The organism is Massilia sp. METH4 (genome assembly GCF_037094685.1).
Taxonomy (GTDB): domain Bacteria; phylum Pseudomonadota; class Gammaproteobacteria; order Burkholderiales; family Burkholderiaceae_D; genus Rugamonas.
In genome coordinates this window covers 1,907,722-1,931,611 of the sequence record NZ_CP146614.1, presented here as the reverse complement: position 1 = coordinate 1,931,611, position 23,890 = coordinate 1,907,722, and the positions used below count along the sequence as shown (strand labels likewise).

Below are 23,890 nucleotides of genomic sequence, written 5' to 3'. Positions count from 1 at the left end.
CTGGGGCCAGCTGGCCGATGCGGCGCCGGCATGCACGACCGGCATTTCGATCCCGGGCTGCCCGCGCACCGCGCGGGCAGCGGTCCTGCGAGGATGAGAAGATGACCTTACGCGACTTTCGTATCGGCTGGCGCCTGCTGCTGCGCGAGCCCGGTTTTTCGCTGGTGACCGTGCTCGGGCTGGCACTGGCCTGCGCCGCCTGTTTCCTGCTGCTCGGCTATGTGCGCTACTGCTTCACCTACGACAGCCATGTGCCCGACGCCGCGCGCGTGGCAGTCGTAAAACAGCGCATCAACGTCTTCCCGCGGCCCGAGTGGGATACCCGGTCCCTGCTGCCGCTGGCCCGGGCCGCCCTGGACAGCGGCCTGGCCGAACAGGCCAGCATCGCCGTGCGCATGCGCGAGGCCGTGCGGGCCGGGGCCCACCTGCACGAAATGACCGTGGTGGCGGTGGATCCCGCCTTCGCCGGCATCTTCGGCCTTGTACCGCTGGCGGGCGACTTGCAGGCGGCATTGACGCGGCCGGAGGCGCTGGCCGTCACGCGGGCGGCCGCGCGCCGCCTGTTCGGCAGTGCCGAGGGCATACTGGGCCGCACCGTGCAGGTGAACGGCGAAACGCTGCAGGTGACGGCCCTGCTGCCCGACGTTCCGGCCAATGCCACCACCACCTGGGATGCGCTCACCGGTCCCTTGAGCCGCGCCCGCCCCGCTGCCGACCGCACGGCGGTTCCGGACTGGAAACGCGGCGGGGTCTTCGTGAAGTTGAAAGCCGGCGCCAGCGCCGCGCAGCTCGAAGCCCAGTTGCAGAAGGCCGTCGACGGGTCGCCGATGGAACAGCGCGTGCGCGCCAGCCCCATGGGCAAGACGCTGCAAGGTCCCGCCACCGAGGTGAAGCTGCTGCCGCTGCCGGATGCCTACTTCGACCCGGACCTGGCGGCCAGCCGCGCCGGCGCCGACCACGGCAAGCGCGCAACCGTGCTGGGCCTGGCAGGCATAGCGCTGCTGATCCTGCTGCTGGCCGTGACGAACTACGTGAACCTGGCCACGGTGCGCGCCCAGCAGCGCCAGCGCGAGTCGGGTCTGCGCAAGCTGCTCGGCGCCAGCGCGCCGCGCATGGCCGGGCAGTTCATCGCCGAAGCAGTCCTCGTCGCCCTGCTCGCCGCCGTGCTGGGCGTGGCGCTGGCGTGGCTGCTGCTGCCCACGTTCGCCGGCCTGGTCGACCGCACCCTGGAGGGATTCTTCAGCCCCGCGCGCATCGCCCTCGCCCTGCTGGCCGCGCTGCTGACCGGGGTGGTGGCCGGCGGCTGGCCGGCACTGGTGGCCTTGCGCGTGCGGCCGGCGGCGGCGCTGGCGGGGCGCGACAACAGCGAAACGGCCGGCGGCCTGTGGCTGCGCCGCGCCTTGACGGTGCTGCAATTCGCCACGGCCATCGCACTGGGCGCGATGGCGATCGCCGTCGCCTGGCAAACGCGCTTCGCCACCCATGCCGACCCCGGCTTCGATCCGGAGCAGCTGGTGACGGTGGACTTGCCGGTGGATGCGAAAGCGCCGGCGATGCAGGCCTTCGCGCAAGCCGTGCGGCACCTGCCGATGGCGGGTGGGGTGGCGCTGTCTTCCGAGGCGGTCGGCCGCGACGGCTACAAGATCGTGCAGAGCTTTCGCACGCGCGATGGGCGCGACCTGCGCATGGAAATCAAGCCGGTGTCGCCGGAGTACTTCGAGGTGTATGGCGTGCGGGCCCTGTTCGGCCGGCTGTTCACGGCCGGCACCGACCGGGCCGCCGGCGATGCGCTGGTGCTGAACGCGGCCGCCGCCAGGACCCTGGGCTACGGCAATCCGCAAGGCACGGTCGGGCAGGCGCCATTCGCGCAGAACGGCACCGTGGTTGGCATCGCCCCGGATATCCGCCACAACGACCTGCGCCGGCAGACCGAAGCGGTCGTCTACCTGCTGCGGCCCGATTACGGTGTGCTGACGTTGCGCACCGGGGCGAGCATGGATGAGGTAGAGCGCGCGCTGGCACCGCTGTGGCAGCGCTATTTCCCTGACCGCATCATGACCGTGCAGCCGGCGGCCGGCCTGTTCGCGCAGTCTTACCAGGCAGACGCCCGGCTGGCCGGCATGCTGGGCATGGCCAGCGTGCTGGCGGTAGGCCTGGCCGCGTTCGGCATCTATGTGCTGGCCGCCTACAGCGTGCAGCGCAACCGCCGCCAGATCGTGCTGCGCAAGCTGTATGGCGCCGGCAAGGGGGCGATCGCCCGATTGCTGGGGCGTGAATTCGCCGCGCTGCTGGCGGCGGGGGCACTGGTGGGCTTGCCGCTGGCCTGGCTGGCGATCGAACGCTACCTGGCCGGTTTCGTGGAACGCGCGCCGCTGGGCCAGTGGCCGCTCGTGCTGGCCACGCTGCTGGCCGCCCTGGTGGCACTGCTGGCTACCGCCCGCCATGCAGTGGCGGCGCTGCGGCTGCCGCCGGCGGGCGCGCTGCGAGACTGACACGGCGCATCCAAACGAAAATGGCGGCCCATGGGCCGCCATTCTTGTTCGAGTAATCGACGATCAGCGCTTGATCGCCAGCATTTCGATCTCGAACACCAGCTTGGAATTGGCGGGAATCTTTTCGCTCGCGGTGGCGCCATATCCCAGGCTTGCCGGGACGACCAGGCGGCGCTTGCCGCCCTGGCGCATGCCGACCACGCCCTGGTCCCAGCCAGCAATGACGGCACCCTTGCCGAGAGGGAAAGTGTACGGGCTTTCCGCGGTGCGCTGATCGAATTGCGTACCCTTGTTCTCGGTCTTGGTCTCGTCGTACAGCCAGCCGGTGTAGGTGACGGTCACGTTATCGCCGGTGATCGCCTCGATGCCCGTGCCCACGGCCAAGTCCACTTTCGTCACGACTTCCGGTGCCGGGGTGGTGACGGGCGCGTCGTCGTTGCCGCCGCATGCGGTGAAGGCCAGCGCGCAAGCCAGCGAGGCGAGAATGTTGAAGATCGATTTCATAAGGTCACTCTTGACTGGTTTCTTAAAGGTTGAGAACGGTGGCCATGCTGCCGGTGGAGCGAAAGTTTAACAGAGTGCCATCCCGGCTCTCCACCGACAACATTTCCTTACAAAAAAATGTGCACTAGATTTCGACTTGCGTGCCCAGTTCGATCACCCGGTTCGGCGGGATCTGGTAATAGTCGGCCGCCGCCCGCGCATTGCGCGACATGGCCACGAACAGGTGTTCGCGCCACGGCGCCATGCCCTGGCCCGGCGCCGAGATCACGGTCTGGCGCGCGATGAAGAACGAGGTTTCCATCATCTCGAACGGCAGGCCATGCTCGCCGCACAGGTCGAGGATGCCCGGGATGTCCGGCTCGTCCTTGAAGCCATAATTCACGTTGACCTGGAAGCACTGGTGCCCCAGGTCGGTAATGCGCACCTGTTCCTCGCGCGCCACGTAGGGCTCTTCCAGGATATGCACGGTGAGGAAGACTACGCGTTCGTGCAGCACCTTGTTGTGCGACAGGTTATGCAGCATCGCGTGCGGCACGCCATCGCTTTCGCCGCGCAGGAACACGGCGGTGCCGGGCACCCGCGCCGGCGGTGCCACGAACAGCGAATCGAGGAAGGCATCGAGGGGAATCGCGTGCTTTTGCAGGTTGTTGAACACCAGGTGGCGGCCGGTGCGCCAGGTGAGCATGATCGTAAACAGCGTGGCGCCGAGCAGCAGCGGCATCCAGCCGCCGTGGAACAGCTTCAGCGTGCAGGAAGACAGCAGCAGCACGTCGATCACGAGGAAGAAGCCGGTCGCGGCGACGCAGACCGCCAGCGGCAGGTGCCAGCGGTAGCGGATCACGAAGAACGTGAGGATGGTGGTGCACAGCATGGTGGCCGTCACGGCGATGCCGTAGGCGCCGGCCAGTTCGTCGGACGATCCGAAGCCCACCACCGCGATCAGCACCACGATCAGCTGGAGCCAGTTGACGGCCGGGATATAGATCTGGCCGATCTGGTGTTCGGACGTGTGCATCACGCGCATGCGCGGCAAGAGGCCCAGGGCGATGGCCTGCTTGGTCATCGAGAACGTGCCGGAAATGGTGGCTTGCGATGCGATGACGGCCGCCATGGTGGACAGCACGACGAGCGGATACACGCTCCAGCTGCCCAGCTGCTGGAAGAAGGGATTCGTGATCGCCTCCGGCGAGTGCAGCAGCAGCGCGCCCTGGCCGAAGTAGTTCAATGCCAGCGCGGGAAAGGCGACGGCGAACCAGGCCACGCGGATCGGCTTCTTGCCGAAGTGGCCCATGTCGGCATAGAGGGCCTCCGCACCGGTCATGGCCAGCACCACGGCGCCCAGGGCGACGAAGGCGATGAAGCCGTTGTCGATCATGAAGTGCACGGCGTGCAGGGGGTTCAGCGCGCGCAGGATGTCGGGCCGCTCGACGATGTTGACGATGCCCATCGCCGCCAGTGCAAGAAACCAGAGCACCATCACGGGCCCGAAGAAGCGGCCGATGCCGGCGGTGCCGTGGCGCTGCACGGAATACAGCGTCACGAGGATGACGATGGCCAGCGGCACCACATAGGGCTCCAGGGCGGGAGTGGCCACTTTCAGCCCTTCCACCGCGCCAAGCACGGAGATGGCCGGGGTTACCACGCTGTCGCCGTAGAACATGGTGGCACCCAGCACGCCCAGTGCCAGCAGCGGGAAATGCCAGCCCGAGCGCTTCGAGACCGAATTAAGCGCCAGCGCCATCAGGGCCATGATGCCGCCCTCGCCGCGGTTGTCGGCGCGCAGCACCAGCGTCACGTACTTCAAGGAGACGACGATGGTCAGGCCCCAGAAGATCAGCGACACGACGCCCAGCAGGTTTGCCTCGGAAAGCGCCAGCCCGTGCTCCGGGTCGAAAATGGTTTTCAGGGTATAGAGGGGACTGGTACCGATGTCGCCATAGACGATGCCGACCGCCGCCAGCGTGAGCGCGGCCAGGCTGTTATTCTTGTTTGTCAAAATTGCACCCGAGTTAAAATTTTGCGCACTGCACAATAGGCCAATCGCCTGTGAAAAGCAAGGCCGGGCCCGCCAGCGCCTGCTGCGCCGTTGTGTTAAGGTCGCGGCTCAAGAAAGGATGCAGTAATGATTACCCCCATCGACAAGGCGAACGCCGCCGATGTTCCCCGCCTGTTCGAGGTCTGGGAAGCCGCCGTGCGCGCCACGCACGATTTCCTCGACGTAGCAGCCATTGCCGCCCTGGTACCCGTGGTGCGCGACCTGCTGGGCTCGTTTGCTCCACTGTACTGCCTGCGCGACGCCGCCGGCGCACCCTATGCCTTCATCGGCGTGGCCGACGGCAATATCGAGATGCTGTTCGTGCATCCGGACCACCGCGGACGCCGCGCCGGCCGCGCGCTCACCGCCTTCGCCATCGGCACGCTGGGCGCCACGAAGGTGGACGTCAACGAGCAGAACGCCCAGGCTGCCGGCTTCTATGCGCGCATGGGGTTTGTCCAGGTGGGCCGCTCGGCGCGCGACCCGTTCGGCAATCCCTACCCGATATTGCACCTGGAGCTGGCATGAAGGAACATCACAGCGAGCAACGGCACAGCGCGGGCGTGCTGAACGCCACGTCCGCCTTCCTGCTCTGGGGTCTGTTTCCGCTGTACTTCCATGCGATCGGCGAGGTGCCGCCGGTGGAGATCCTGGCCCACCGCATGGTGTGGTCGCTGCTGTTCCTGTGCATCGTGCTCACCTGGCGCCAGCAATGGAAATGGCTGCCTGCCGTGCTGCGGCAGCCGAAGACCGTGGCCACCTTCGCGGCCAGCGCGCTGCTGTTGTCGGCCAACTGGTTCATCTATATCTGGGCCGTCAACAACGGCCACGTGATCGACGCCAGCCTGGGTTACTTCATCACGCCGCTGCTCAACGTGCTGCTCGGGCTGTTCGTACTGAAGGAACGGCTGCGCGCCGGCCAATGGCTGGCCATCGGCGTGGCGGCCACCGGCGTGGCCTGGCTCACCTGGCAGGCCGGCGCCCTGCCCTGGATTGCGCTGCTGCTGGCCGCCACCTTCGGCGCCTACGGCCTGCTGCGCAAGACCGCCACGCTGGCCGCGCTGGAGGGGCTGTCGTTCGAGACGCTGCTGCTGTTCCCGCTGGCCGGCGGCTATGTGCTGTGGCTGACGGTCCATGGCGCCAACACCTTCGTGAACACGCCGAACGACGTCACGCGCGCGCTGCTGGTCGCCGCCGGGCCGATCACGGCGATCCCGCTGCTGCTGTTCGCCGCCGGGGCACGCAAGATCCCCCTGTCGGTGCTGGGCATGCTGCAATATATCGCCCCCACGATCCAGATGATCCTGGGGCTGCTCGTCTTCCATGAAACGTTCTCGAAGGCACGGCTGGCCGGTTTCATCGTGATCTGGAGCGCGCTGGCGCTGTACATGGCGGAGGGGTTCTGGATGTCGCGCCGAACGGCGGCCGCTGGCTAGCGGCGCGCGTTTGGCGTATCCTTGTTGACCTTCTTTAAAGTCTCATCACTCATTCGAGAATTTCTTAATGGCAAACTACGTCTATACCATGAACCGCGTGGGCAAAATCGTCCCGCCCAAGCGCCAGATCCTGAAAGACATTTCGCTCTCGTTCTTCCCGGGCGCGAAGATCGGCGTGCTGGGCCTGAACGGCTCCGGTAAGTCGACCTTGCTGAAGATCATGGCCGGCATCGATACCGACATCCAGGGCGAAGCCCGCCCGATGCCGGGCCTGTCGATCGGTTACCTGCCGCAGGAACCGCAGCTCGATCCGGAAAAGACGGTGCGCCAGGAAGTGGAATCGGGCCTGGGCGAAGCCTTCGAAGCGCAGGCCAAGCTCGATGCCGTGTACGCCGCCTATGCCGAGCCGGACGCCGACTTCGACGCCCTGGCGGCCGAGCAGCAGCGCCTGGAATCGATCATCGCCGCCGCCGATGGCGGCAACCTGAACCTGCAACTGGAAATGGCCGCCGACGCACTGCGCCTGCCGCCGTGGGATGCCAGGATCGGCGTGCTGTCCGGCGGTGAAAAGCGCCGCGTGGCGCTGTGCAAGCTGCTGCTCTCCAAGCCCGACATGCTGCTGCTCGACGAGCCGACCAACCACCTGGATGCCGAATCCGTCGAATGGCTGGAGCAGTTCCTGCTGCGCTTCCCGGGCACCGTGGTGGGCATCACCCACGACCGCTACTTCCTCGACAATGCCGCCGAATGGATCCTGGAACTGGACCGCGGGCACGGCATCCCGTGGAAAGGCAACTACAGCTCGTGGCTGGACCAGAAGCAGGCCCGCCTGAAGCAGGAAGAAGCCACCGAATCGGCGCGCCAGAAGGCGCTGCAGAAGGAACTGGAATGGTCGCGCCAGAATCCGAAGGCCCGCCAGGCCAAGTCGAAGGCCCGCCTGGCGCGCTTCAATGAACTGTCCGAATACGAATACCAGAAGCGTAACGAGACGCAGGAAATCTTCATCCCCGTGGCGGAGCGCCTGGGCAATGAAGTCATCGAGTTCAAGAACGTGTCGAAAGCGTTCGGCGACCGCCTGCTGATCGACAACCTGTCGTTCACCGTGCCGCCCGGCGCGATCGTGGGCATCATCGGCCCGAACGGTGCCGGTAAATCGACGCTGTTCCGCATGATCGCCGGGATCGAGCAGCCGGACAGCGGCGAAGTCGTGATCGGCAAGACGGCGAAGATCTCCCTGGTCGACCAGAGCCGCGATGCGCTGGCCAACAACAAGACCGTGTTCGAGGACGTGTCGGGCGGGGCGGACATGCTGTCCGTGGGCCGCTTCGAAATGCCGTCGCGCGCGTATCTCGGCCGCTTCAACTTCAAGGGCGGCGACCAGCAGAAGATCGTGGGCAACCTGTCCGGCGGCGAGCGCGGCCGCCTGCACCTGGCCAAGACGCTGCTCAAGGGCGGCAACGTGCTCCTGCTGGACGAACCGTCGAACGACCTGGACGTGGAAACGCTGCGCGCGCTGGAAGACGCGCTGCTGGAATTCGCCGGTTCGGTGATGGTGATCTCGCACGACCGCTGGTTCCTGGACCGCATCGCCACCCACATCCTGGCCTTCGAAGGCAACTCGCAAGTAACCTTCTTCGACGGTAACTACCAGGAATACGAGGCGGACAAGAAGAAGCGCCTCGGCGAGGAAGGCGCAAAGCCGAAGCGTATCCGCTACAAGCCGCTCACGAACTAAGCTGCGTCGGAAACAAAAACGGACTCCACTGGAGTCCGTTTTTTCTTCTCTCACGAAGAACTTTTCCGGTGAGGCGGGCGCAGGGACATTGGGCCGGAATCCCGGCCGGCTGTCGCGCCCGGCCTCGATCGGTGCGCCAGCTCCGTTAGAAGCTGTACTTGGCGTTCAGCGACACGGCGCCCTTGCTGCGGCCGAAGTCCACTTCGTTCTTGCCGTAGTGTTCATACTCCAGCGACAGCGCGACCTGCTCGTTCACCGCGTACTCGGCGCCCAGCGCGGCGTAGGCGGAATTGCGGCTGCTCTCGCCGCTGTACGAGCCGGCCAGGCCGGACAGGTTCACGTCGTTCTTGTTATGCGCGACGCCCAGCTTGCCGAACACATTGACCTTTTCCGCTACCGGGTAGCTGGCCTTGCCGGCCACATAGTAGGACTTGGAATCGGCTTGGGCACGGCCATTGATGCCGGCTTGCGAGTAAGCGTAGTTGGACTTGCCGAAGTCGGTGTACCCGGCTTCAACGGCCCAGGTCGGGTTGATCTGGTAGCCGGCGAAGAACTTGCCGCCATATTCGTGCTTGCTGTGGTCGCCGCCGGTGTCGCCGGTCAGGTTCTCGTAGCGATGTTCGGAAACGACGCCACCGATACCGACGTACGGCCGGCCGTCGGCTGCGTGAGCGGATACCGCGCCAAAGGCAGCAGCGGAAGCAACAAGGGCAAGAATGGTGTTTTTCATGGTTGATCTCTCAGCAAAATGGTTGTCGTTACAGTGCTGCGGGATCGCTGTTCAGTGTGGTTGGAACCGCGATGGAACCAAGATAACACCGGAGCTCATTTATAAAAGGTCCATTTCCGTAATAATTGTTAGCAGATGTAATGGCCATTGAAATGGCGCTGAGGCCCCCAAACTGTCGGCGTTTGCTTAAGAAACCCTAATAAAGTGTTGTCGCGGCAAGTCTTCAGCGAATCCACCGGAAGGTGAGGTTCACGCGGGCGCCGCGTGGCCTGGTTTCCTTGTTGATGCCATGGCGCCAGTGCCGTTGCAGCGTGCCGGCCATCAGCAGCAGGCTGCCATCCGTCAGGTCCAGCTTGATGGTCGTGCCCCGCTTCTTGTGCTTGAGGATGAAGGTGCGCGCGTCGCCGAACGTGACCGAGGCGATGGTCGGCTCGGGGCCCAGCTCGGGCTCGTCGTCGCTGTGGAAACCCATGCTGTCGCGCTCGTTGCGGTAAAGGTTCAGCAATACGCTGTTGAAGCGCGCGCCGGTCGCATCCTCGACGGCGCGCTTGATGTCCAGCAGCAGCGGCGTGAACGGCAGGGGATGGAAGGTGCGGCCGGAATAGGTGTAGCTGGCTTCGCCGTACCAGGCCGAAAGCCGCGGCTGCCGCACTGCCTTGCCGAAGAGGTAGATGGTTTCCTCGCGCCACGCGATCTCGTCGAGCAGGCGGCGCAGCACCACGTCGTTGGGCCCGGGCAGCGGCAACTGGGGAAGGAAGGACAGCCGGCCATCCTCGATCGGAATCGGCTGCAGGGCGGCTTCAAGAGAGAACAGATCCATGGCGCTATGATATGCGCCTCGGAACGACAAGGAAAACCTGATGGAGAAACGTACTTTCCTCGGCGCGCTCGCCGCGACGGGCGCCGCGCCGGCGCTTGCCGCGCCGAAGGCCGGAACACGCGGACCGACGCTGTTGACGGTCACGGGCGCGATCCCGAAGGCCAACCGCGGCCGCTTCGACCCTGTGGCGGACCAGATGATGTTCAAGCAGAAGCTGGCCTTCGAGAAGGCCTGGACATTCGACTACGCGGCGCTGGCCGCGCTGCCGGCCGTGACGATCAAGCCCACGCTGGAATACGACGGCAAGGTGCACACGCTGTCCGGCCCCTTGCTGGCGGACGTGCTGAAGGCGGCCGGGGTCCTTGTCACGGACGCCACCCGCATCACGCTGCGCGCCGTCGACGGCTATGCGGCAGCCATCACCGGCGCGCAAGCGCGCAAGCAGCGTTTCATCGTGGCGACTGAAATGGATGGCGCGCCGATGGCGCTGGGCGGGCTGGGGCCGCTGTGGGCGGTCTACGACGCGGACCGGGTGCCGGAAATGGCTTCAAGACCCGTGGCCGAGCGCTTCGGCTCCTGCCCCTGGGCCCTGTACCACATCGATATTGCCTGAAAAATGGGGACAGACCCCATTTTCCTGGAAAGATTTCTTTGTTGGAAACTCAGGCGTAGGCTTCGGCCAGCGACATGACGCGCGGCGTGAAGGTGATGCCCACGTCGCCGAAGATCTTCGTGATCTGCGCCATGTTGGCTTCGCACTCTTCCGCCTTCCAGCCCTTGAACAGGTCGGTGCCGTCCTTCTGGAAATGCAGGTCGAGCACCTTGCCGCGGTCCTTGTGGGTGTAGCCGGAGCTGTGGGTTTGCTGGAAGCCGGCGGCGGCCAGCGCTTCGATCACGCCGACCGGCGGGTGATCCGGATCGGTGGCGAGGTAGACGCCGTAGGTCTTGCCAGGCGGTTTTGCGGCGATATCGATTTCGTAGATGCCGGGCGCCTTGGTCACGGTCGTGGACTTCAGAAATAACATAAGATCCCCTGTCCGGCGCGACGCCGGTTGATGAGAAGTGAAAAAGAGGACCTAGCTTATTGCCTTCAACCAATTTTGTCGATCACTGTGACAGTATTTTTGCTTGAGCGCAACGTTTTGACGCCAAGCCGACAAGATTGCCGTGCGGTTAATCGGACGTCCCGGCGGCCTTGCGCGCCGCCAGCGCCGCGGTCGGCGGCACCAGCGCGCCATACAGCATCCCCGTGTCACCATCCCACGCGGCCACCGCCGCCTGCTGCCGCTGCACCGTGGCGTAATCGCCCCGCGCGATCGGTCCCGACAGGGCTTGCGCCGCGCCCATGCGGAACACGTTCGACAGCGATTCCTGCGCCAGCGGCCGCGCCAGTTCGCGCGCCACGTCCTCGGGAATGCCGGCGGCCTGGTAGGCGCGCAGCGCCGCGTCCAGCACGGTGACGAGGTAGTTGCTGGCGAATACCGCGGCCGCATGGTAGACCGTCTTGGCCGCCGGATCGATCGTCACGGGGCGGGCTCCGATGGCTTCCAGCGCCGGCGCCAGCACTGCCAGCGCCGCCGCGTCGCCCTCGATGCCGCAGAACGTGCCGTCGAACGCGGCGACGACGGCCGCGGGGTCGGCGAAGCTGCGGATCGGGTGCGCGCTGGCCAGCAGCGCTCCACCCTGCCGCGCCGCCTCGAGCGTGCCCGATGCGAGCGCGCCGCTGCAGTGGAACACGACGGCGCCGTGCAGCGGCCGGCTGGCCGCGAGCGCCGCGCAGGCGGGCACGATCTGGTCGTCCGTGACGGCCAGCATGTAGACGTCCGCCAGCGGCAGGCCGGCCATGTCCCCAGTGGCCAAACCCGCTCCGATGAAGTCGACACCCCGCCGTGCCGATGCCGGCGAGCGGGCCAGCACGCCGGCGATGTCGAACACGCCGGCCGTGTGCCACAGGCGCCCCAGCGCCCGGCCCACGTGGCCCGCACCGACGATGCAAAGCCGCTTCATCAGAACCCGGACCCCGGCGTTTTCAGGAACTCCAGCTCCTCCGGCGTCGACGTGCGGCCCAGGATCTCGTTCCGATGCGGGAAACGGCCGAACTTGCGGATCACGTCGCGATGGCGCTTCGCGTAGTCGAGCATGCTCTCGAAGCCGGTGCTCGATGCGGCCAGCTTGTCGAACAGGATCACGGAGCGGTCCTGCATGGACAGGTTTTCCGCATGCTCGAACGGCATGTACGAAAACGCCCGCTGTACCGGGGGCAGCGTCTGGTTGGCGCCGGAGTTGTCGATGGCGAGCGCCGCCTCCAGTGCCAGCGTGTCGCCGGCGAACGCCTTCGGCGTGCCGCGGTAGATGTTGCGCGTGAACTGGTCGAGCACGATGATGCGTGCCAGAACGCCCTGCGTGCCCTCGTCGTCCCAGTGGCGCAGGCCGCCCGCGAGCGCGTCCTCGACGGCATCGCCGAATTCGGCGAACACCAGGCGATCGAACGCATCATCCTTGCGGAACCATTCCGGCCGCTGCATATTGTGGCCCTTCACGCCGATGGGCAGGAACCAGAAATCCAGTACGTCTTGCGGTGTGACGAGCATAAGTATTTCCCTGTTGCCGGATTTGACAGCCGTTCAGCTGGCAAACCCCAAGTGCGGAACCCGGGGTCGGCCCCGGCGGGTCCGACCCCAGCCTTTGCTGTTGGGGCGAATGCTTGCGTTTCCCAAAACCGGGGTCAGACCCCATAACCAGGAAATATTTCCAAAATTCGGGGTCTGACCCCGGTTTCGAGCAACTCGGCGGGTTCCACCCCAGTCTTTGCTGTTGGGGTGAATGCTCGCGAGATCGGCCCGCCGGCTCAACCCAACTGCATCAATTGCGGGCATGCGTGATCTGGAAACCCTCCACGCCCTCGTAATGCGCCATCTCGGCGGCCAGCTTGGCCAACGGGGTGCCGCTGTGCTTGCCGAGCGCCAGCGCGACGAAGCGCCATTCCATGCGGCCCGCTTCCAGCTTGATCATCAGCGAGCCGCCGGCGATCTCGTAGCCGCGCTCCCTGGCCATCTCGCGCAATTTTTCCCCGGACGGTTCGTAGCCCGGCTTGAAGCGCAGCGTGATCGCGATCGCATGGCGCGACGGCAGCCACGCTTCGATGCGCGACAGGTAGATCATCACCGTGGCCGATGCCAGCGCCAGGCCCATGGCCGCGGCATAGAACCCCACGCCGACGAGGACGCCGATCACGGACGATGCCCAGATCGACGCCGCCGTCGTCAAGCCGCTGATATTGAACCCTTCGCGCATGATGACGCCGGCGCCGAGGAAACCGATGCCGGTGACGATGCCCTGTATCACCCGGGTCGGATCGGTGCCCACCAGCGCCGTCATGTGCCCACCGAACCAGTGTTCGGGGTAGCCGCCGATCACCGTCAGCGCCGCCGAGGCCATGCACACGATCCCATAGGTGCGCATGCCGGCGGCGCGGCCGTGATACGAGCGCTCGTACCCGACCAGCATGCCGAGCAGCAGCGCGCCCAGCAGGTTCAGGATGATGACGCCATTCGTCACCAGCTCCGTGGACGACCAGTAGGCACCCAGCATGTCGCGCGTCATGTCAGGCCTTCGGCGGCTTCTTCGTCAGCTGCTTTTCGAATGCGACATCGAGCTTGCTCACGCGCTTGGGAGTCTGCGGCCCCTGCGCATTGACGAAGGCCACGAACTCGTCGAGCTCCATCGGTGGGCACAGCGGCGGCTTGCCCGGCCCTTCCGTCAGGAAGAAATGACCGCTGCCGGTAATCGACATCGAATACCCCTCGTTGCCGCTGCGCTTCTTCAGGCGGTCGACCGCGTTGGACGCACGGGTGGAACGGCTGCTCATATCGCCTTGGTCCTTTCATTGAGCCAGTCCAGCGCATCGCCCGCCACCAGCGGAGCCAGGCGTTCGCGCACGGTGGCGTGGTAATCGTTGAGCCACGCGATCTCGTCCTCGCGCAGCAGCGCGCGGTCGATGCAGCGCGTGTCGATCGGGCACAGCGTGAGCGTCTCGAAGCGCAGGAATTCGCCGAACTCGGTGGTGCCGTCGGCCCGGTTCATCACCAGGTTCTCGATGCGGATGCCCCATTTTCCGGGCCGGTAGATGCCCGGCTCGATCGACGTGATCATGCCCGGCTCCATCGCCGTGTGCGGCTCCGGCATCATCGATGGGGTGATCGCGTGCGGCCCTTCATGCACATTGAGGAAGAAGCCCACGCCGTGGCCCGTGCCGTGGCCGAAATCGATGCCGGCGGCCCAGATCGGCGCACGCGCGATCGCATCGAGCATGGGCGCCTTCGTCCCGCGCGGGAAGCGCGTGGCGGAAAGCCCCATCATTCCCTTCAGCACCAGCGTGAAGTCGCGCCGGTGCTCGGCCGTGATCTCGCCCACCGGCACCACACGGGTGATATCGGTGGTGCCGCCGATGTACTGGCCGCCGGAATCGATCAGCAGCAACCCGTCGCCTTCGATCACGGCGCGGTTCACCTCGGTGGCGCGGTAATGCATGATCGCGCCGTTCGACTGGTACCCGGCGATGGTGCCGAAGCTGGGGCTGACGAAGCCCGGTCGCCGCGCGCGCGCGGCGGTAATGTGTCGGTCGATATCGACCTCGTTCAGCGGTTCCTCATGGCGGCGCGCCAGCGCGCCCTCCAGCCAGCTGAAGAATTCGCACAGCGCGGCGCCATCCTGTTCCATCGTGGCGCGCACGTGCGCGGCTTCGGCCTCGGTCTTGCGCGACTTGGCGAACGTGGTGGGATTGATTGCTTCCACCACTTTCACATGGCCGGGCACGGCCTGGCGCGTGCCGTGCGTGATGCGGCGCGGGTCGAGCAGCAGCACGGTGCCGGGCGGCAGTTCGGCCAGTGCGGCGGCGGCACGCGCGTAGGGCGCGACGGTGATGCCGTCCGCCGCCAGCTTGGCAGCCAGCGACGGCTTGACCTTGCCTTCGGCAACGAACAGCGTGGCGTGATCCAGGCCCACCAGCGCATGCGAGACGAAGATCGGGTTGAAGTTCACGTCCGATCCGCGCAGGTTGAACAGCCAGGCGATATCGTCGAGCGTGGAGATCAGGTGCCGGTCGGCACCGTGTTCGCGCATGGCCGCATGCAGCGCGGCCAGCTTGTCCGCGCGCGAGGTGGAAGCAAACGGCGCCTCGTGCTCGTACACGGGTTCCGTCGGCAAGCCCGGTCGGTCGCTCCACACTTCGCCCGGCACGTCCAGGTCCGTACGCAGCTCGACGCCCTTCGCCTGCAGGGCGCCTAGCAGCAGCCGGGCAATGGCCAGGCCGAGCACCGCGCCGTCGACGGCCACGACCTGGCCGGGCTGCATCGTCTCGGCCAGCCAGTCCACGTATTGCGTGCTGGCGCCGGAGGAAATCTTCATCAGCGCGATGCCCGTGCCGGCCAGTTCCGATTCGGCCTGGGTCCAGTAGCGGCCATCGGTCCACACGCCGGCGAAGTCCTGCGTGGCGATGAACGTGCCGACCGACCCGGAAAAGCCGGACAGCCATTCGCGGCCCTTCCAGCACGGCGGCAGGTATTCGGACAGGTGCGGGTCGGAAGACGGCACGATGACGGCATCCGCCCCATGGCGGCGCATGGCCTGGCGCAGGGCGGCGAGGCGGTCGGGAATGGTATCGGTCATGGTTGTATCTCTTGCCGGCAGCGGTGGTCGGCGCAATGATACCGCGATTGCAGCTCGTCAGTGGCGCCCCTACAATCGTGCTTCCAACGAACGGAGAGGTATTCGTGATACCGGAAGACGTAAGGCAGGAAATCATGCGGCGCCTGGCGGCCGCCGAGCAGGAACATGGCGTGCGCATCCTGCTCGCCGTCGAATCGGGCAGCCGCGCCTGGGGCTTCGCCTCGCCCAACAGCGACTACGACGTGCGCTTCATCTACGCGCATCCCCCGGCGTGGTACATGGCGGTCGACCTGGAGGAAAAGCGCGACGTGATCGAATATCCGATCGTCGACGATATCGACCTGAACGGCTGGGACGTGCGCAAGGCGCTGCGGCTGTTCTGGAAATCGAATCCGGCATTCGTCGAGTGGATCCAGTCGCCGATCATCTACATCGAGCGGGGCAGCTTCCGGGAACGCGCCAGGGACGCGCTGCCGCAGGTGTACAACGGCGAGCATGGCCTGTACCACTACCGGAGCATGGCGAAGACGAATTACCGCGGCTACCTGAGAGCGGAGCAGGTCCCGCTGAAAAAATACTTCTACGCCCTGCGGCCCCTGCTGTCCGTGCGCTGGATCGAGCGCTACCGGACGGCGGCCCCGATCGAATTCCACAAGCTGCTGCATCTGCTGGACGATCGCCCGGAACTGCTGCGCGATATCGGCGCGCTGCTGGAGAAGAAGCGCGCCGCGCCGGAACTGGGCCTGGCCGATCCCGTGCCGAGCCTGAACGCCTTCATCGAGGAAGAGCTGGTCCGGCTCGACCATCCGGCGATACCGCGGTTCGAACGGGGCAGTGTCACCGCGCGGTTGAATGCGCTGTTCCACGCCGTGCTGGACGAGGAAAAACAGCCTTCGAGCGCCTAACAAAACCTCTCGACATACCGCCAACAGATGAGCGAGCAGGCAAGCGTCAGGAACGCTTGGTGCATGTCTGCTCGCCGCTCATGCCGGATGCGCAATCTGCGGAAGCGGTGTAGCCAACCCAAGGTCGGCTCGACGACCCAACGCCACCGTCCAAGCCGTTCACGCGACTCCACGCCGTAGCGCGCGACACGAGCTGCGATGCCACGACTGCGCAGCCAAGCCCGATGGGCTCTTGAAGCGTACGTTCGATCAGCATGCAGCTTACCTGGACGTTTGCGGGTACGGCCTGCAAGCCCTTTAATTGCGGGGATTGACTCTACTAACGGGATGAGGAAACGCGAATCGTGTACCAGCGCACCTGAGATCTGGGCTACGAAGGGAAGGCCACGCTCATCCACCAGCAAATGGTGTTTGCTGCCGAGTTTGCCGCGATCGGTCGGGTTTCGGCCTGTGTGCTCGCCTCCACCAGGTGCCGGTACGCTTGCAGCGTCAACGCAAGCTCGATCCCACATGATCTGATCGTGCTCGCGGAGCCGTCGAAGAATCGCCTCGTGGATAGGCTGCCAAACGCTGGCTAGAATCCATTCGTGAAGGCGACGCCAGCATGTCATGCCACTGCCGCAGCCGAGTTCGCGCGGCAGGTACTCCCATGGTATTCCAGTCTTGAGAACAAACAGGATTTTAATCAGCGCCGCGCGATCATCGATGCGCGGGCGACCGGCTTTCGGCGATGGGGACAAGGCGGAAGATGAGCTGCTATAAGGGACCAAAGATCTTCGGGAAGCAGTTCGCGGGCCATGGCATCAGTCCGTCGACAAACACGGACACCATGTTAGTGCCCTTACTGAGCCTGCTTACGTCCGCTATTGCCCCATAGCGGACGGTCTGAAGTCTACCGTTTGAAGACACTGCTTCAGGTGACGACCTATTTTGCGCTACGGATGGGAAAAAGAGCCCCTGGATCACGCCCGGTATCGCAGCGCTTCGACAAGTAGTGCAAATGCACTCGTTGGCTGCCTGCGGCTGGGATAGTAAAGGTGATAACCGGATAGTTCGGTGCGCCAATCGCTCAGCACATGTACCAGTTGTCTACTGCTAAGACGCATCTGAACTAGGTCCATCGGCAAATACGCCAAGCCAAACCCTTCGATCGCCGCCTCCAGGATCAGGTCGAGCGTGTTGAAAATCAACGGTCCATCAGTACGAACGTTGAGCTTTCGCCCGTCTTTTTCAAACCCCCAAGTAGTTAGCCCGCCAGAAGTAGGTACTCGAAGGTTGATGCAACGGTGTTGTATGAGGTCCTGTGGCACTGCCGGAGCTGGATGCTTCCCAAGATACACCGGCGCCCCGACTACGGCCATCGGAATGTCCGGCGCGATGCGAACAGCAATCATGTCTTGTGCGACCTGTTCCCCCAAACGTACGCCTGCGTCATAACGCTCGGCCACGATGTCGACGAGACCATAGTCAAGGGAGATCTCAACGTTGATATCGGGGTAGTCGGGCAACAGCTTTTTCAGCGCAGGCCAGATTATCGTTTTTGCTGCATGTTCGACTGAGGTGATACGTATAGTACCGGCTGGCTTGTCGCGTAGCTCGCTCAATGCTGCCAAGCTCGCATCCAAATTTGCCAGTGCTGGAGCAAGGGTTTGCAAAAGCCGCTCGCCCGCATCAGTCGGGGCCACGCTCCGCGTCGTTCGCGTCAGCAAACGCAATCCAAGCCGTTTCTCTAATCGACGCATGAGCTGGCTGAGCGCAGACTGCGTCATCCCGAGCTTTGCGGCAGCCCTTGTAAAGCTACGCTCCTCTGCTACGACAAGGAACGCCGTCAAGTCAGCCATTTCTTCGCGCTGCATTTAGTAGTCCCGCTTATAGGCTCTTGAAGATCTAGGCATCTTATCACTGAGAATGGCCAGGGCTAACATACTCGAGCTGTTGCAAGACTCGCGTGTGCCACCGTTGGTAAGGAAACAAGGCCGAGGCAGCACTCAATCAACCGCTCGTCCTAGCACTCAGTATCCGCACAGTCCAAATTGTGGATGGAACTGCTGAAAGGCGTGGCAGAAAAGGAGAAGATGTATGGATAAGCTGAAGAATCATCTTGATAGCGAAAATGGCCCGGAACAAACGGACCGCCGCAGGCTGCTCGTCGCGGGGTTAGGATTGGCAGCAACTTCATTGCTGACTCCTGGGTCTGTCAGCGCACAAACCCAGCAGCCAGGTCAGTCCGCGACTGCCCAGCAAGGAACACAACAAGGCCGCCGCAAGCTTGGAACGCTAGAAGTCTCGGCCCTCGGCTTTGGCTGCATGAACGTTGCCGGAATGTACAACCGGCCGATCGACAAGCAAGAGGCGATCCGACTGATCCGCGCTGCCTACGATCGCGGCGTTACCCTGTTTGATACCGCCGAAGTTTATGGCCCTTTCCTTAGCGAGGAACTAGTTGGTGAAGCTCTGGCACCAGTGCGTAACCGGGTAGTTATCGCCAGCAAGTTCGGCTTCAATGTCGACCTGAATACGGGTGCAGTTGGTCCCGGACATAACAGCAGGCCTGAGCACATCAAGCGTGCAACGGAGGGCTCGCTACGCCGCTTGAAGACTGATTACATCGATCTCCAGTACCAGCATCGTGTCGATCCATCCGTGCCTATCGAGGACGTTGCGGGGGCAGTACAAGACCTGATCCGCGAGGGAAAAGTGCGTCACTTCGGGCTTTCCGGTGCAGGCGGCGCAACGATTCGCCGTGCACAAAAAGTGCTGCAGGTAACGGCCGTACAGAACGAATACTCCATCTGGACGCGTGATCCCGAGCTTGAAGTGTTGCAGGCTTGCGAAGAGTTAGGCATTGGGCTTGTCGCGTGGAGTCCCTTGGGAATGGGCTACCTGACAGGAACCGTGACCCCGAGAACGGCACTTGGCCAGGAGGATCTGCGGGCATCGATGACCCGCTTCACTCCAGAAGCGCGCCGTGCCAATTGGCAGATCGTCGAACTGCTCCAGCGCGTGGCCAACCGGAAACAAGCGACACCCGGTCAGGTCGCGCTTGCTTGGCTGTTAGCTCGAAAACCATGGATCGTACCGATTCCGGGAACGACGACACGCAAGCATATGGAGCAGAACATGGACGCACTTGCGCTTTCCTTGAGCGCAGCGGACCTGAAGGAGATCAATGACGGCTTTGCTGGTATCCGGGTACAGGGAGCGCGGTTGAACGCGGAACTGCTCGCAGGCATCGATATCGGGGCCAAGCTGGGAACGAGTTCAAAAGGCGGACATGGCATGTCGCCGCTGCCCTGACGAGCCCCCAACTTCATGCATATTGGAAAGGATGCAGTATGACTTTAAAACTCAAGGGCACCGTTGCTCTCGTTACTGGTGCCAGCAGTGGCATCGGCCATGCCACTGCAAGAGCGCTGACTCAGCTGGGTGCTGTCGTCGTCCTCGTCGCTCGCCGTAAGGACCGTCTCGACGCCCTCGTTGGTGAAATCGAGCGCGCAGGAGGCAAAGCTTTCGCAATCGCGCTCGACATCATGGATCGGGCAAACGCAGAAGCCGCCGTTGAACAGACTATCGCTCAGTTCGGTCGCCTAGATATCCTCATCAACAACGCGGGTGTGATGATCATCGGCCCGGTTGTTGACAACGGGATCGAGGGCTGGGAACAGATGATTGACCTGAACCAGCGTGCGCTGCTCTACATGACCAAAGCTGCATTGCCCCATCTGCAGGCTGCAGCGAAGAAGGAGACGCGTGGCGTCGCCGACATCGTGAACATTTCCTCGTATGCCGGTCGTGTTGCTTCACCCAACTTCGCTGTCTACAACATGACGAAGTTCGGCGTGAACGGCTTTACGGAAGCGTTGCGTCAGGAACTGGGCGGCAGCCATGTCCGCGTCGGGGTGCTGGAGCCGGGCGCAGTCCACACCGAGCTCAACGACAATCATCAGGGCGCCATGCGTGCCGAGATCGATTCGTTCTTCGCAAGCATAGAGGCGCTCGATGCCGCAGATATTGCCGATGGAGTCACATACATGGTCACGCGCCCGCGTCATGCCGCCATTGGAGAGTTGTGGATCATGCCGACCAAGCAGGCTCAGAAAACGTAATCGTTTTTGCTTTAAGCCGATGATCTCTTGATCTTGGCACCACCGACACAAAGTCAATCTAAATCTGGAGAACATGATGACCAACAAGAAGGTTTGGTTCATTACTGGCGCAGGCCGCGGCTTGGGGCTTGATATCGCAAAGTCCGCCTTGGCTGCGGGTCATGCAGTCGTGGCCACCGGACGGGATCCAGCCAAGGTTGTCGCGGCAGTCGGTGCCCACGACGCTCTATTAACCGTGAGGCTTGACGTCACGCAGCCCGACGACGCACAAATTGCGGTGGAGGCCGCAATTGCGAAGTTCGGCCGGATCGACGTCCTGGTCAACAACGCGGGCAATTTCTTTGCCGATTTCTTTGAAGAGCTCACCACGGAACAGGTCCGTCAGCAGATCGATACGCTGCTGTTCGGCCCGATGAACGTGACCCGTGCCGTGTTGCCGCTGATGCGTAAACAGCGCTCAGGTTTGTTGTTGACTATCTCATCAACAGCCGGCATCTCGGGCGGCATGTTCTGTTCAGCATACGCTGCTGCCAAATTTGGAATCGAAGGCTGGATGAAGTCGATCACCCCCGAGTTTGCGCCATTCGGGATCCGTACCATGTTGGTCGAGCCTGGCTTCTTCCGCACGGATTTGCTTAATACCGATTCCACCACGTATGCAGCGCTCTCTATCGACGACTATGCTGAGCGCACGAAGGAAACCGTCGCCGCGTGGACCGACATGAATGGCAAGCAGAGCGGAGATCCTGCCAAGCTCGCCGCCGCACTTGTGCAGCTTGCCGAACTCGCAGAGCCCCCTGCACGCTTCGCTGCAGGCGCCGATGCTGTGCAGGCTTTTAAAACGAAGGCCAATGTCTTGCTCAGTCAAGCCAGCGCGCACCTTGATCTTTCTTCGTCGGTAGGATTGTGCCGATCGGAGCTCTGCAGTGCACCTTACGCAATGGTTAATCGAGTTGCCTAAACTTCATCCGTCGCTACCGAGAATTTCGGTGCAGCTCGACGCATACTGATGACCTTCGCACGTCGGCTTCTGGCCGATAGCGGACGGTCGGAACGGCTCAGTGTACTCGGCTGTTGCCTGCTGAGCAACCAGAGGGTTTTGTTAGGCGCTCCTAGTGCAGCACTCGCGGTTCCACGTAACTCGTCGTCTGCTCGAAATCCATGCGCGGCTTGCCTTGCACGATGTCATGCACGGCGCGGACGATCTGGTCCTGCGCCACGTAATGCAGCATGTGCCCCGCATCCTGCACGGTGTGCAGCTGGCTTTGCAGCAGTTCGCGGTGCAGCCGCTCGGCATTGTGCTCGTGCATTACAAGCTTGTCGCCAGCGCCGGAGAAAATCGTGACCGGCAGCGTGACCTCGGCATAGCGCCGCCGCAGTTGCGCGGCAGCCGGAATCATCAGCACCGATTCGGCGCTGGCCGCGCGCAGTTGCGAAGGCCGCAGCGACAGCCACTTGGGCCAGCGCGCGAAGGCCGGTGCCTCGCCGCGCGGGCTGAACGCGCGCTTGACGAAGGCGGGCCACAGCAGCCGGCCGAGCAACGGCGATACGGTGAAGCGCATCACGTCGCCCAGCACGGGGATCGCCGGGCCGGACAGCAACACCGCATCGGCGCGCGGGCTGGGGTAGTAATAGCCGGCCATCAGCACGAGCCCGCGCACGAGACCGGGATGGTCCATCGCCATCGCCAGCGCAACCAGCGTGCCCCAGGAATGGCCAGCCACGACCGCCTGCTCCACATGCAACTCCTTCAGCGCCTTGCCCAGCAGGGCAGCCTGCTCGGCGGGCGTCCACACCGTGCTGCGCGGGCGGTCGCTGTAGCCGAAGCCGGGCCGGTCGAAAGCGATCACCGTGTGCTCGCGCGCCAGCATGTCGATCAGGCCCGACAGCTCGAAGTCCAATGACGTGGCGCCGTTGCCGTGCAGGAGCACGACGACAGGGCCGGCACCGCGCCGCAAGTAATGCAGTTTCACGCCATCGACCGTCACGAATTCGCCGGTGGGCGGATTTTCCGCCTCGGCCCGTTTGGTCTTGGTCCTTACCACCATGAAGGCGGCGGCAAGCGCTCCCGCTCCCGCGGCCGCCCATGCCGTTTGTTTTCTGCTCAGCCGTAACATGTAAAACTCCCGAATTCAACCGTGTCCACGACAGGCTAAAGCAGGAGGGAGCTGCAATTTGTTAAGGCACTAACATACGCAGTGAAGCCGTGACCGCCTGTCGGCGAGCGGCCGGCTTTCATGCCGACTCACACTACTTCCCATATCGCTGACCCAATGAGCCACAGCACGGCCAATGCGAGGACGGACATGATCGTGAACCAGATGAGGTCTGCAAGCCGCGCCAGCAGCCATGCCGTGCCAGCGCCTCCGGCGATGACGATGGCGAAACGCAGCGCTTTCGGCAACTCCGCACCGCCAAACTGTTGAATCAAGACATAGCTCGATACGCCGCCAGCGATCAATCCGATAAACCCGAAGAAGAACGATCGACTGGCGCTGTCTTCCTCCTGCTGTGCCGCCCGCACGGACTCCTTGCTGTCGTGATATTCGTAGCTTCCGCTCGCCGAACGGCGGCTGTAACGCGTCCCCATCCCTTGCTCCCGTGGGTGTTGCAGTTCACCTGCGCGCCGGCAGGGCCAAGTCGGGATGATGCGCCTGCCACGATGGAAGCTGCTGAACATTCACTGAGCTTTGAGCTCAATCAATTCAAAGCTTGACGAAGCGAAACATTTCTCAATGCACTGTTTCAGATTGCTGGCTGCGCCTCGAACTTGCGCAGCCCGTCGAGATCGAGAATGCGGATGCCGCCATAATCCACGCGCAACAAGCCTTCCCGCTCCAGCACCTGCAATGCCTGGTTGGCCCGCTGCCGCGAAGCGCCCGACAGCAAGCCGATCTCTTCCTGCGAGATCTGCACGAGCCGCTCGCTGCCCGGATACAGATGGGTGTTGAACAGGGAGGCGAGGCAGCGCGCCACGCGGGTATCGGGATCGAGCAGCCGTTCGTGCTCGACCATGCCGATGAACTGGCCCAGCCGCTCGTTCAACTGCATCAGCAGGAAGCGGGTGAACGGCAGGCTGCCTTCCAGCAGCCAGTGGAAGGTTTCGGCGGGCATGCGGGCGATGCGGCTGTCGCGCAGGGCCATCGCGTCGTACTTGCGGCACTCGTCCTTGAGCAGCGAGCCTTCGCCGAACCAGCCGCCGGGCGGCACGCCCGTGAACGTCACGCTCTTCCCGGACGGCGAGAAATTGTTCATCTTGACCATGCCGGCGATGATGCCCACCCAGTTGTCGACGACTTCGCCCTTGCGGCACACATAGCCGCCCTTCGGCACGAAGACTTCGTACGTGGTCGCTTCCACGCGCGCCATCTGCTCGGGCGTGAGGGCCTGTGCCCAGAGGGCGCCGCGCAACGCCTCTTTCAGGCTGGGAACCTTGTCATCCATTTTGCATCGCACCATC

Annotated in this window: 24 protein-coding genes; 9 read left to right on the top strand and 15 right to left on the bottom strand. The window is 63.8% G+C overall.

Annotation, left to right across the window (positions count from 1 at the left end; translation table 11 throughout):
* Positions 1 to 101 precede the first annotated feature (101 nt).
* Positions 102 to 2,492 carry an ABC transporter permease gene (locus tag V6Z91_RS08655; RefSeq protein ID WP_338769233.1) on the top strand — a complete coding sequence of 797 codons (2,391 nt, stop codon included), beginning with the start codon at positions 102 to 104 and terminating at the stop codon, positions 2,490 to 2,492.
* A gap of 63 nt (positions 2,493 to 2,555) precedes the next feature.
* Here the strand turns inward: V6Z91_RS08655 and V6Z91_RS08650 are convergent, their stop codons facing one another.
* Positions 2,556 to 2,996, bottom strand: coding sequence for an FKBP-type peptidyl-prolyl cis-trans isomerase (locus V6Z91_RS08650; RefSeq protein WP_338769230.1), 441 nt, complete (start codon positions 2,994 to 2,996; stop codon positions 2,556 to 2,558).
* 124 nt (positions 2,997 to 3,120) lie between these two features.
* The gene (locus V6Z91_RS08645) at positions 3,121 to 4,992 is read right to left on the bottom strand and encodes a potassium transporter Kup (protein WP_338769227.1); all 1,872 of its coding nucleotides are present in this window, start codon (positions 4,990 to 4,992) and stop codon (positions 3,121 to 3,123) included.
* A 126-nt stretch (positions 4,993 to 5,118) separates the two neighbouring features.
* On the opposite strand from V6Z91_RS08645, the gene V6Z91_RS08640 reads away from it, so the two are divergent.
* From V6Z91_RS08640 to ettA, 3 genes are all read left to right on the top strand, one after another.
* Positions 5,119 to 5,559 (top strand): GNAT family N-acetyltransferase, encoded by a 441-nt coding sequence (locus V6Z91_RS08640; protein WP_338769225.1) that lies wholly within the window; start codon positions 5,119 to 5,121, stop codon positions 5,557 to 5,559.
* Positions 5,556 to 6,467: an EamA family transporter RarD gene (rarD, locus tag V6Z91_RS08635; RefSeq protein WP_338769220.1), complete on the top strand. Its 912-nt coding sequence runs from the start codon at positions 5,556 to 5,558 to the stop codon at positions 6,465 to 6,467. Before V6Z91_RS08640 ends, rarD begins: the two co-directional genes overlap by 4 nt.
* 67 nt (positions 6,468 to 6,534) lie before the next feature.
* Positions 6,535 to 8,202 carry an energy-dependent translational throttle protein EttA gene (gene ettA, locus V6Z91_RS08630; protein WP_338769217.1) on the top strand — a complete coding sequence of 556 codons (1,668 nt, stop codon included), beginning with the start codon at positions 6,535 to 6,537 and terminating at the stop codon, positions 8,200 to 8,202.
* A 145-nt stretch (positions 8,203 to 8,347) separates the two neighbouring features.
* Here ettA and V6Z91_RS08625 read toward each other — a convergent pair whose 3' ends face one another.
* Both V6Z91_RS08625 and V6Z91_RS08620 read right to left on the bottom strand, forming a co-directional pair.
* Positions 8,348 to 8,932, bottom strand: coding sequence for an outer membrane beta-barrel protein (locus tag V6Z91_RS08625; RefSeq protein ID WP_338769214.1), 585 nt, complete (start codon positions 8,930 to 8,932; stop codon positions 8,348 to 8,350).
* A gap of 223 nt (positions 8,933 to 9,155) precedes the next feature.
* Complete coding sequence (locus V6Z91_RS08620; protein ID WP_338769212.1) at positions 9,156 to 9,752, bottom strand: alpha-ketoglutarate-dependent dioxygenase AlkB; 597 nt, start codon at positions 9,750 to 9,752, stop codon at positions 9,156 to 9,158.
* A gap of 40 nt (positions 9,753 to 9,792) precedes the next feature.
* Between V6Z91_RS08620 and V6Z91_RS08615 the strand changes: the two genes are divergently transcribed.
* A complete protein-coding gene (locus V6Z91_RS08615; protein ID WP_338769210.1) occupies positions 9,793 to 10,365 on the top strand; it encodes a molybdopterin-dependent oxidoreductase in 573 nt (190 codons plus the stop codon).
* A gap of 49 nt (positions 10,366 to 10,414) precedes the next feature.
* On the opposite strand, the gene V6Z91_RS08610 is transcribed toward V6Z91_RS08615, so the two are convergent.
* The 6 genes from V6Z91_RS08610 to V6Z91_RS08585 form a co-directional block, all read right to left on the bottom strand.
* On the bottom strand, positions 10,415 to 10,777 hold the full coding sequence (locus tag V6Z91_RS08610) for a hypothetical protein (RefSeq protein ID WP_338769207.1): 363 nt from the start codon (positions 10,775 to 10,777) through the stop codon (positions 10,415 to 10,417).
* Between the two features lie 148 nt (positions 10,778 to 10,925).
* Positions 10,926 to 11,759, bottom strand: coding sequence for a DUF2520 domain-containing protein (locus V6Z91_RS08605; RefSeq protein WP_338769204.1), 834 nt, complete (start codon positions 11,757 to 11,759; stop codon positions 10,926 to 10,928).
* Positions 11,759 to 12,343 carry a DUF924 family protein gene (locus V6Z91_RS08600; RefSeq protein WP_338769202.1) on the bottom strand — a complete coding sequence of 195 codons (585 nt, stop codon included), beginning with the start codon at positions 12,341 to 12,343 and terminating at the stop codon, positions 11,759 to 11,761. Before V6Z91_RS08600 ends, V6Z91_RS08605 begins: the two co-directional genes overlap by 1 nt.
* Before the next feature lie 271 nt (positions 12,344 to 12,614).
* Positions 12,615 to 13,355: an MgtC/SapB family protein gene (locus tag V6Z91_RS08595; RefSeq protein WP_338769199.1), complete on the bottom strand. Its 741-nt coding sequence runs from the start codon at positions 13,353 to 13,355 to the stop codon at positions 12,615 to 12,617.
* Position 13,356: 1 nt separating this feature from the next.
* The gene (locus V6Z91_RS08590; protein ID WP_338769197.1) at positions 13,357 to 13,620 is read right to left on the bottom strand and encodes a hypothetical protein; all 264 of its coding nucleotides are present in this window, start codon (positions 13,618 to 13,620) and stop codon (positions 13,357 to 13,359) included.
* On the bottom strand, positions 13,617 to 15,419 hold the full coding sequence (locus V6Z91_RS08585; RefSeq protein ID WP_338769194.1) for an aminopeptidase P family protein: 1,803 nt from the start codon (positions 15,417 to 15,419) through the stop codon (positions 13,617 to 13,619). The genes V6Z91_RS08590 and V6Z91_RS08585 overlap by 4 nt, the downstream gene beginning before the upstream one ends.
* 104 nt (positions 15,420 to 15,523) lie before the next feature.
* Here V6Z91_RS08585 and V6Z91_RS08580 point away from each other — a divergent pair, with 104 nt between their 5' ends.
* On the top strand, positions 15,524 to 16,324 hold the full coding sequence (locus V6Z91_RS08580; protein ID WP_338769191.1) for a nucleotidyltransferase domain-containing protein: 801 nt from the start codon (positions 15,524 to 15,526) through the stop codon (positions 16,322 to 16,324).
* Here V6Z91_RS08580 and V6Z91_RS08575 read toward each other — a convergent pair.
* A protein-coding gene (locus V6Z91_RS08575) for an IS5 family transposase (protein ID WP_338769188.1) occupies positions 16,321 to 17,123 on the bottom strand; the annotation gives its coding sequence in 2 pieces (ribosomal slippage) (positions 16,321 to 17,063 and positions 17,063 to 17,123; 804 coding nt in all). The genes V6Z91_RS08580 and V6Z91_RS08575 overlap by 4 nt on opposite strands.
* Before the next feature lie 163 nt (positions 17,124 to 17,286).
* Positions 17,287 to 18,180, bottom strand: coding sequence for a LysR family transcriptional regulator (locus V6Z91_RS08570; RefSeq protein WP_338769185.1), 894 nt, complete (start codon positions 18,178 to 18,180; stop codon positions 17,287 to 17,289).
* Between the two features lie 451 nt (positions 18,181 to 18,631).
* On the opposite strand from V6Z91_RS08570, the gene V6Z91_RS08565 reads away from it, so the two are divergent.
* The 3 genes from V6Z91_RS08565 to V6Z91_RS08555 all read left to right on the top strand — a co-directional run bounded on the left by V6Z91_RS08565 (position 18,632) and on the right by V6Z91_RS08555 (position 21,391).
* Positions 18,632 to 19,621 (top strand): aldo/keto reductase, encoded by a 990-nt coding sequence (locus V6Z91_RS08565; protein ID WP_338771774.1) that lies wholly within the window; start codon positions 18,632 to 18,634, stop codon positions 19,619 to 19,621.
* Between the two features lie 38 nt (positions 19,622 to 19,659).
* Complete coding sequence (locus tag V6Z91_RS08560; RefSeq protein WP_338769183.1) at positions 19,660 to 20,430, top strand: SDR family NAD(P)-dependent oxidoreductase; 771 nt, start codon at positions 19,660 to 19,662, stop codon at positions 20,428 to 20,430.
* Between the two features lie 73 nt (positions 20,431 to 20,503).
* A complete protein-coding gene (locus tag V6Z91_RS08555) occupies positions 20,504 to 21,391 on the top strand; it encodes an SDR family oxidoreductase (protein WP_338769181.1) in 888 nt (295 codons plus the stop codon).
* 151 nt (positions 21,392 to 21,542) lie between these two features.
* Here the strand turns inward: V6Z91_RS08555 and V6Z91_RS08550 are convergent, their stop codons facing one another.
* The 3 genes from V6Z91_RS08550 to V6Z91_RS08540 all read right to left on the bottom strand — a co-directional run bounded on the left by V6Z91_RS08550 (position 21,543) and on the right by V6Z91_RS08540 (position 23,874).
* The gene (locus V6Z91_RS08550; protein ID WP_338769179.1) at positions 21,543 to 22,547 is read right to left on the bottom strand and encodes an alpha/beta hydrolase; all 1,005 of its coding nucleotides are present in this window, start codon (positions 22,545 to 22,547) and stop codon (positions 21,543 to 21,545) included.
* Positions 22,548 to 22,675: 128 nt separating this feature from the next.
* Complete coding sequence (locus tag V6Z91_RS08545) at positions 22,676 to 23,020, bottom strand: hypothetical protein (RefSeq protein WP_338769176.1); 345 nt, start codon at positions 23,018 to 23,020, stop codon at positions 22,676 to 22,678.
* Positions 23,021 to 23,175: 155 nt separating this feature from the next.
* On the bottom strand, positions 23,176 to 23,874 hold the full coding sequence (locus V6Z91_RS08540; RefSeq protein WP_338769173.1) for a Crp/Fnr family transcriptional regulator: 699 nt from the start codon (positions 23,872 to 23,874) through the stop codon (positions 23,176 to 23,178).
* Between the last annotated feature and the right edge of the window lie 16 nt (positions 23,875 to 23,890).

Excerpts from the sequence above, each read along its gene's own strand:
- V6Z91_RS08595 (WP_338769199.1), bottom strand. The coding sequence starts at position 13,355 with ATGACGCGCGACATGCTGGGTGCCTACTGGTCGTCCACGGAGCTGGTG.
- V6Z91_RS08610 (WP_338769207.1), bottom strand. The coding sequence starts at position 10,777 with ATGTTATTTCTGAAGTCCACGACCGTGACCAAGGCGCCCGGCATCTAC.
- V6Z91_RS08560 (WP_338769183.1), top strand. The coding sequence starts at position 19,660 with ATGACTTTAAAACTCAAGGGCACCGTTGCTCTCGTTACTGGTGCCAGC.
- V6Z91_RS08570 (WP_338769185.1), bottom strand. The coding sequence starts at position 18,180 with ATGCAGCGCGAAGAAATGGCTGACTTGACGGCGTTCCTTGTCGTAGCA.
- V6Z91_RS08590 (WP_338769197.1), bottom strand. The coding sequence starts at position 13,620 with ATGAGCAGCCGTTCCACCCGTGCGTCCAACGCGGTCGACCGCCTGAAG.
- V6Z91_RS08550 (WP_338769179.1), bottom strand. The coding sequence starts at position 22,547 with ATGTTACGGCTGAGCAGAAAACAAACGGCATGGGCGGCCGCGGGAGCG.
- V6Z91_RS08640 (WP_338769225.1), top strand. The coding sequence starts at position 5,119 with ATGATTACCCCCATCGACAAGGCGAACGCCGCCGATGTTCCCCGCCTG.
- V6Z91_RS08565 (WP_338771774.1), top strand. The coding sequence starts at position 18,632 with ATGAACGTTGCCGGAATGTACAACCGGCCGATCGACAAGCAAGAGGCG.
- V6Z91_RS08615 (WP_338769210.1), top strand. The coding sequence starts at position 9,793 with ATGGAGAAACGTACTTTCCTCGGCGCGCTCGCCGCGACGGGCGCCGCG.
- V6Z91_RS08655 (WP_338769233.1), top strand. The coding sequence starts at position 102 with ATGACCTTACGCGACTTTCGTATCGGCTGGCGCCTGCTGCTGCGCGAG.
- rarD (WP_338769220.1), top strand. The coding sequence starts at position 5,556 with ATGAAGGAACATCACAGCGAGCAACGGCACAGCGCGGGCGTGCTGAAC.
- V6Z91_RS08540 (WP_338769173.1), bottom strand. The coding sequence starts at position 23,874 with ATGGATGACAAGGTTCCCAGCCTGAAAGAGGCGTTGCGCGGCGCCCTC.
- ettA (WP_338769217.1), top strand. The coding sequence starts at position 6,535 with ATGGCAAACTACGTCTATACCATGAACCGCGTGGGCAAAATCGTCCCG.
- V6Z91_RS08545 (WP_338769176.1), bottom strand. The coding sequence starts at position 23,020 with ATGGGGACGCGTTACAGCCGCCGTTCGGCGAGCGGAAGCTACGAATAT.
- V6Z91_RS08600 (WP_338769202.1), bottom strand. The coding sequence starts at position 12,343 with ATGCTCGTCACACCGCAAGACGTACTGGATTTCTGGTTCCTGCCCATC.
- V6Z91_RS08555 (WP_338769181.1), top strand. The coding sequence starts at position 20,504 with ATGATGACCAACAAGAAGGTTTGGTTCATTACTGGCGCAGGCCGCGGC.
- V6Z91_RS08620 (WP_338769212.1), bottom strand. The coding sequence starts at position 9,752 with ATGGATCTGTTCTCTCTTGAAGCCGCCCTGCAGCCGATTCCGATCGAG.
- V6Z91_RS08650 (WP_338769230.1), bottom strand. The coding sequence starts at position 2,996 with ATGAAATCGATCTTCAACATTCTCGCCTCGCTGGCTTGCGCGCTGGCC.
- V6Z91_RS08605 (WP_338769204.1), bottom strand. The coding sequence starts at position 11,759 with ATGAAGCGGCTTTGCATCGTCGGTGCGGGCCACGTGGGCCGGGCGCTG.
- V6Z91_RS08625 (WP_338769214.1), bottom strand. The coding sequence starts at position 8,932 with ATGAAAAACACCATTCTTGCCCTTGTTGCTTCCGCTGCTGCCTTTGGC.
- V6Z91_RS08585 (WP_338769194.1), bottom strand. The coding sequence starts at position 15,419 with ATGACCGATACCATTCCCGACCGCCTCGCCGCCCTGCGCCAGGCCATG.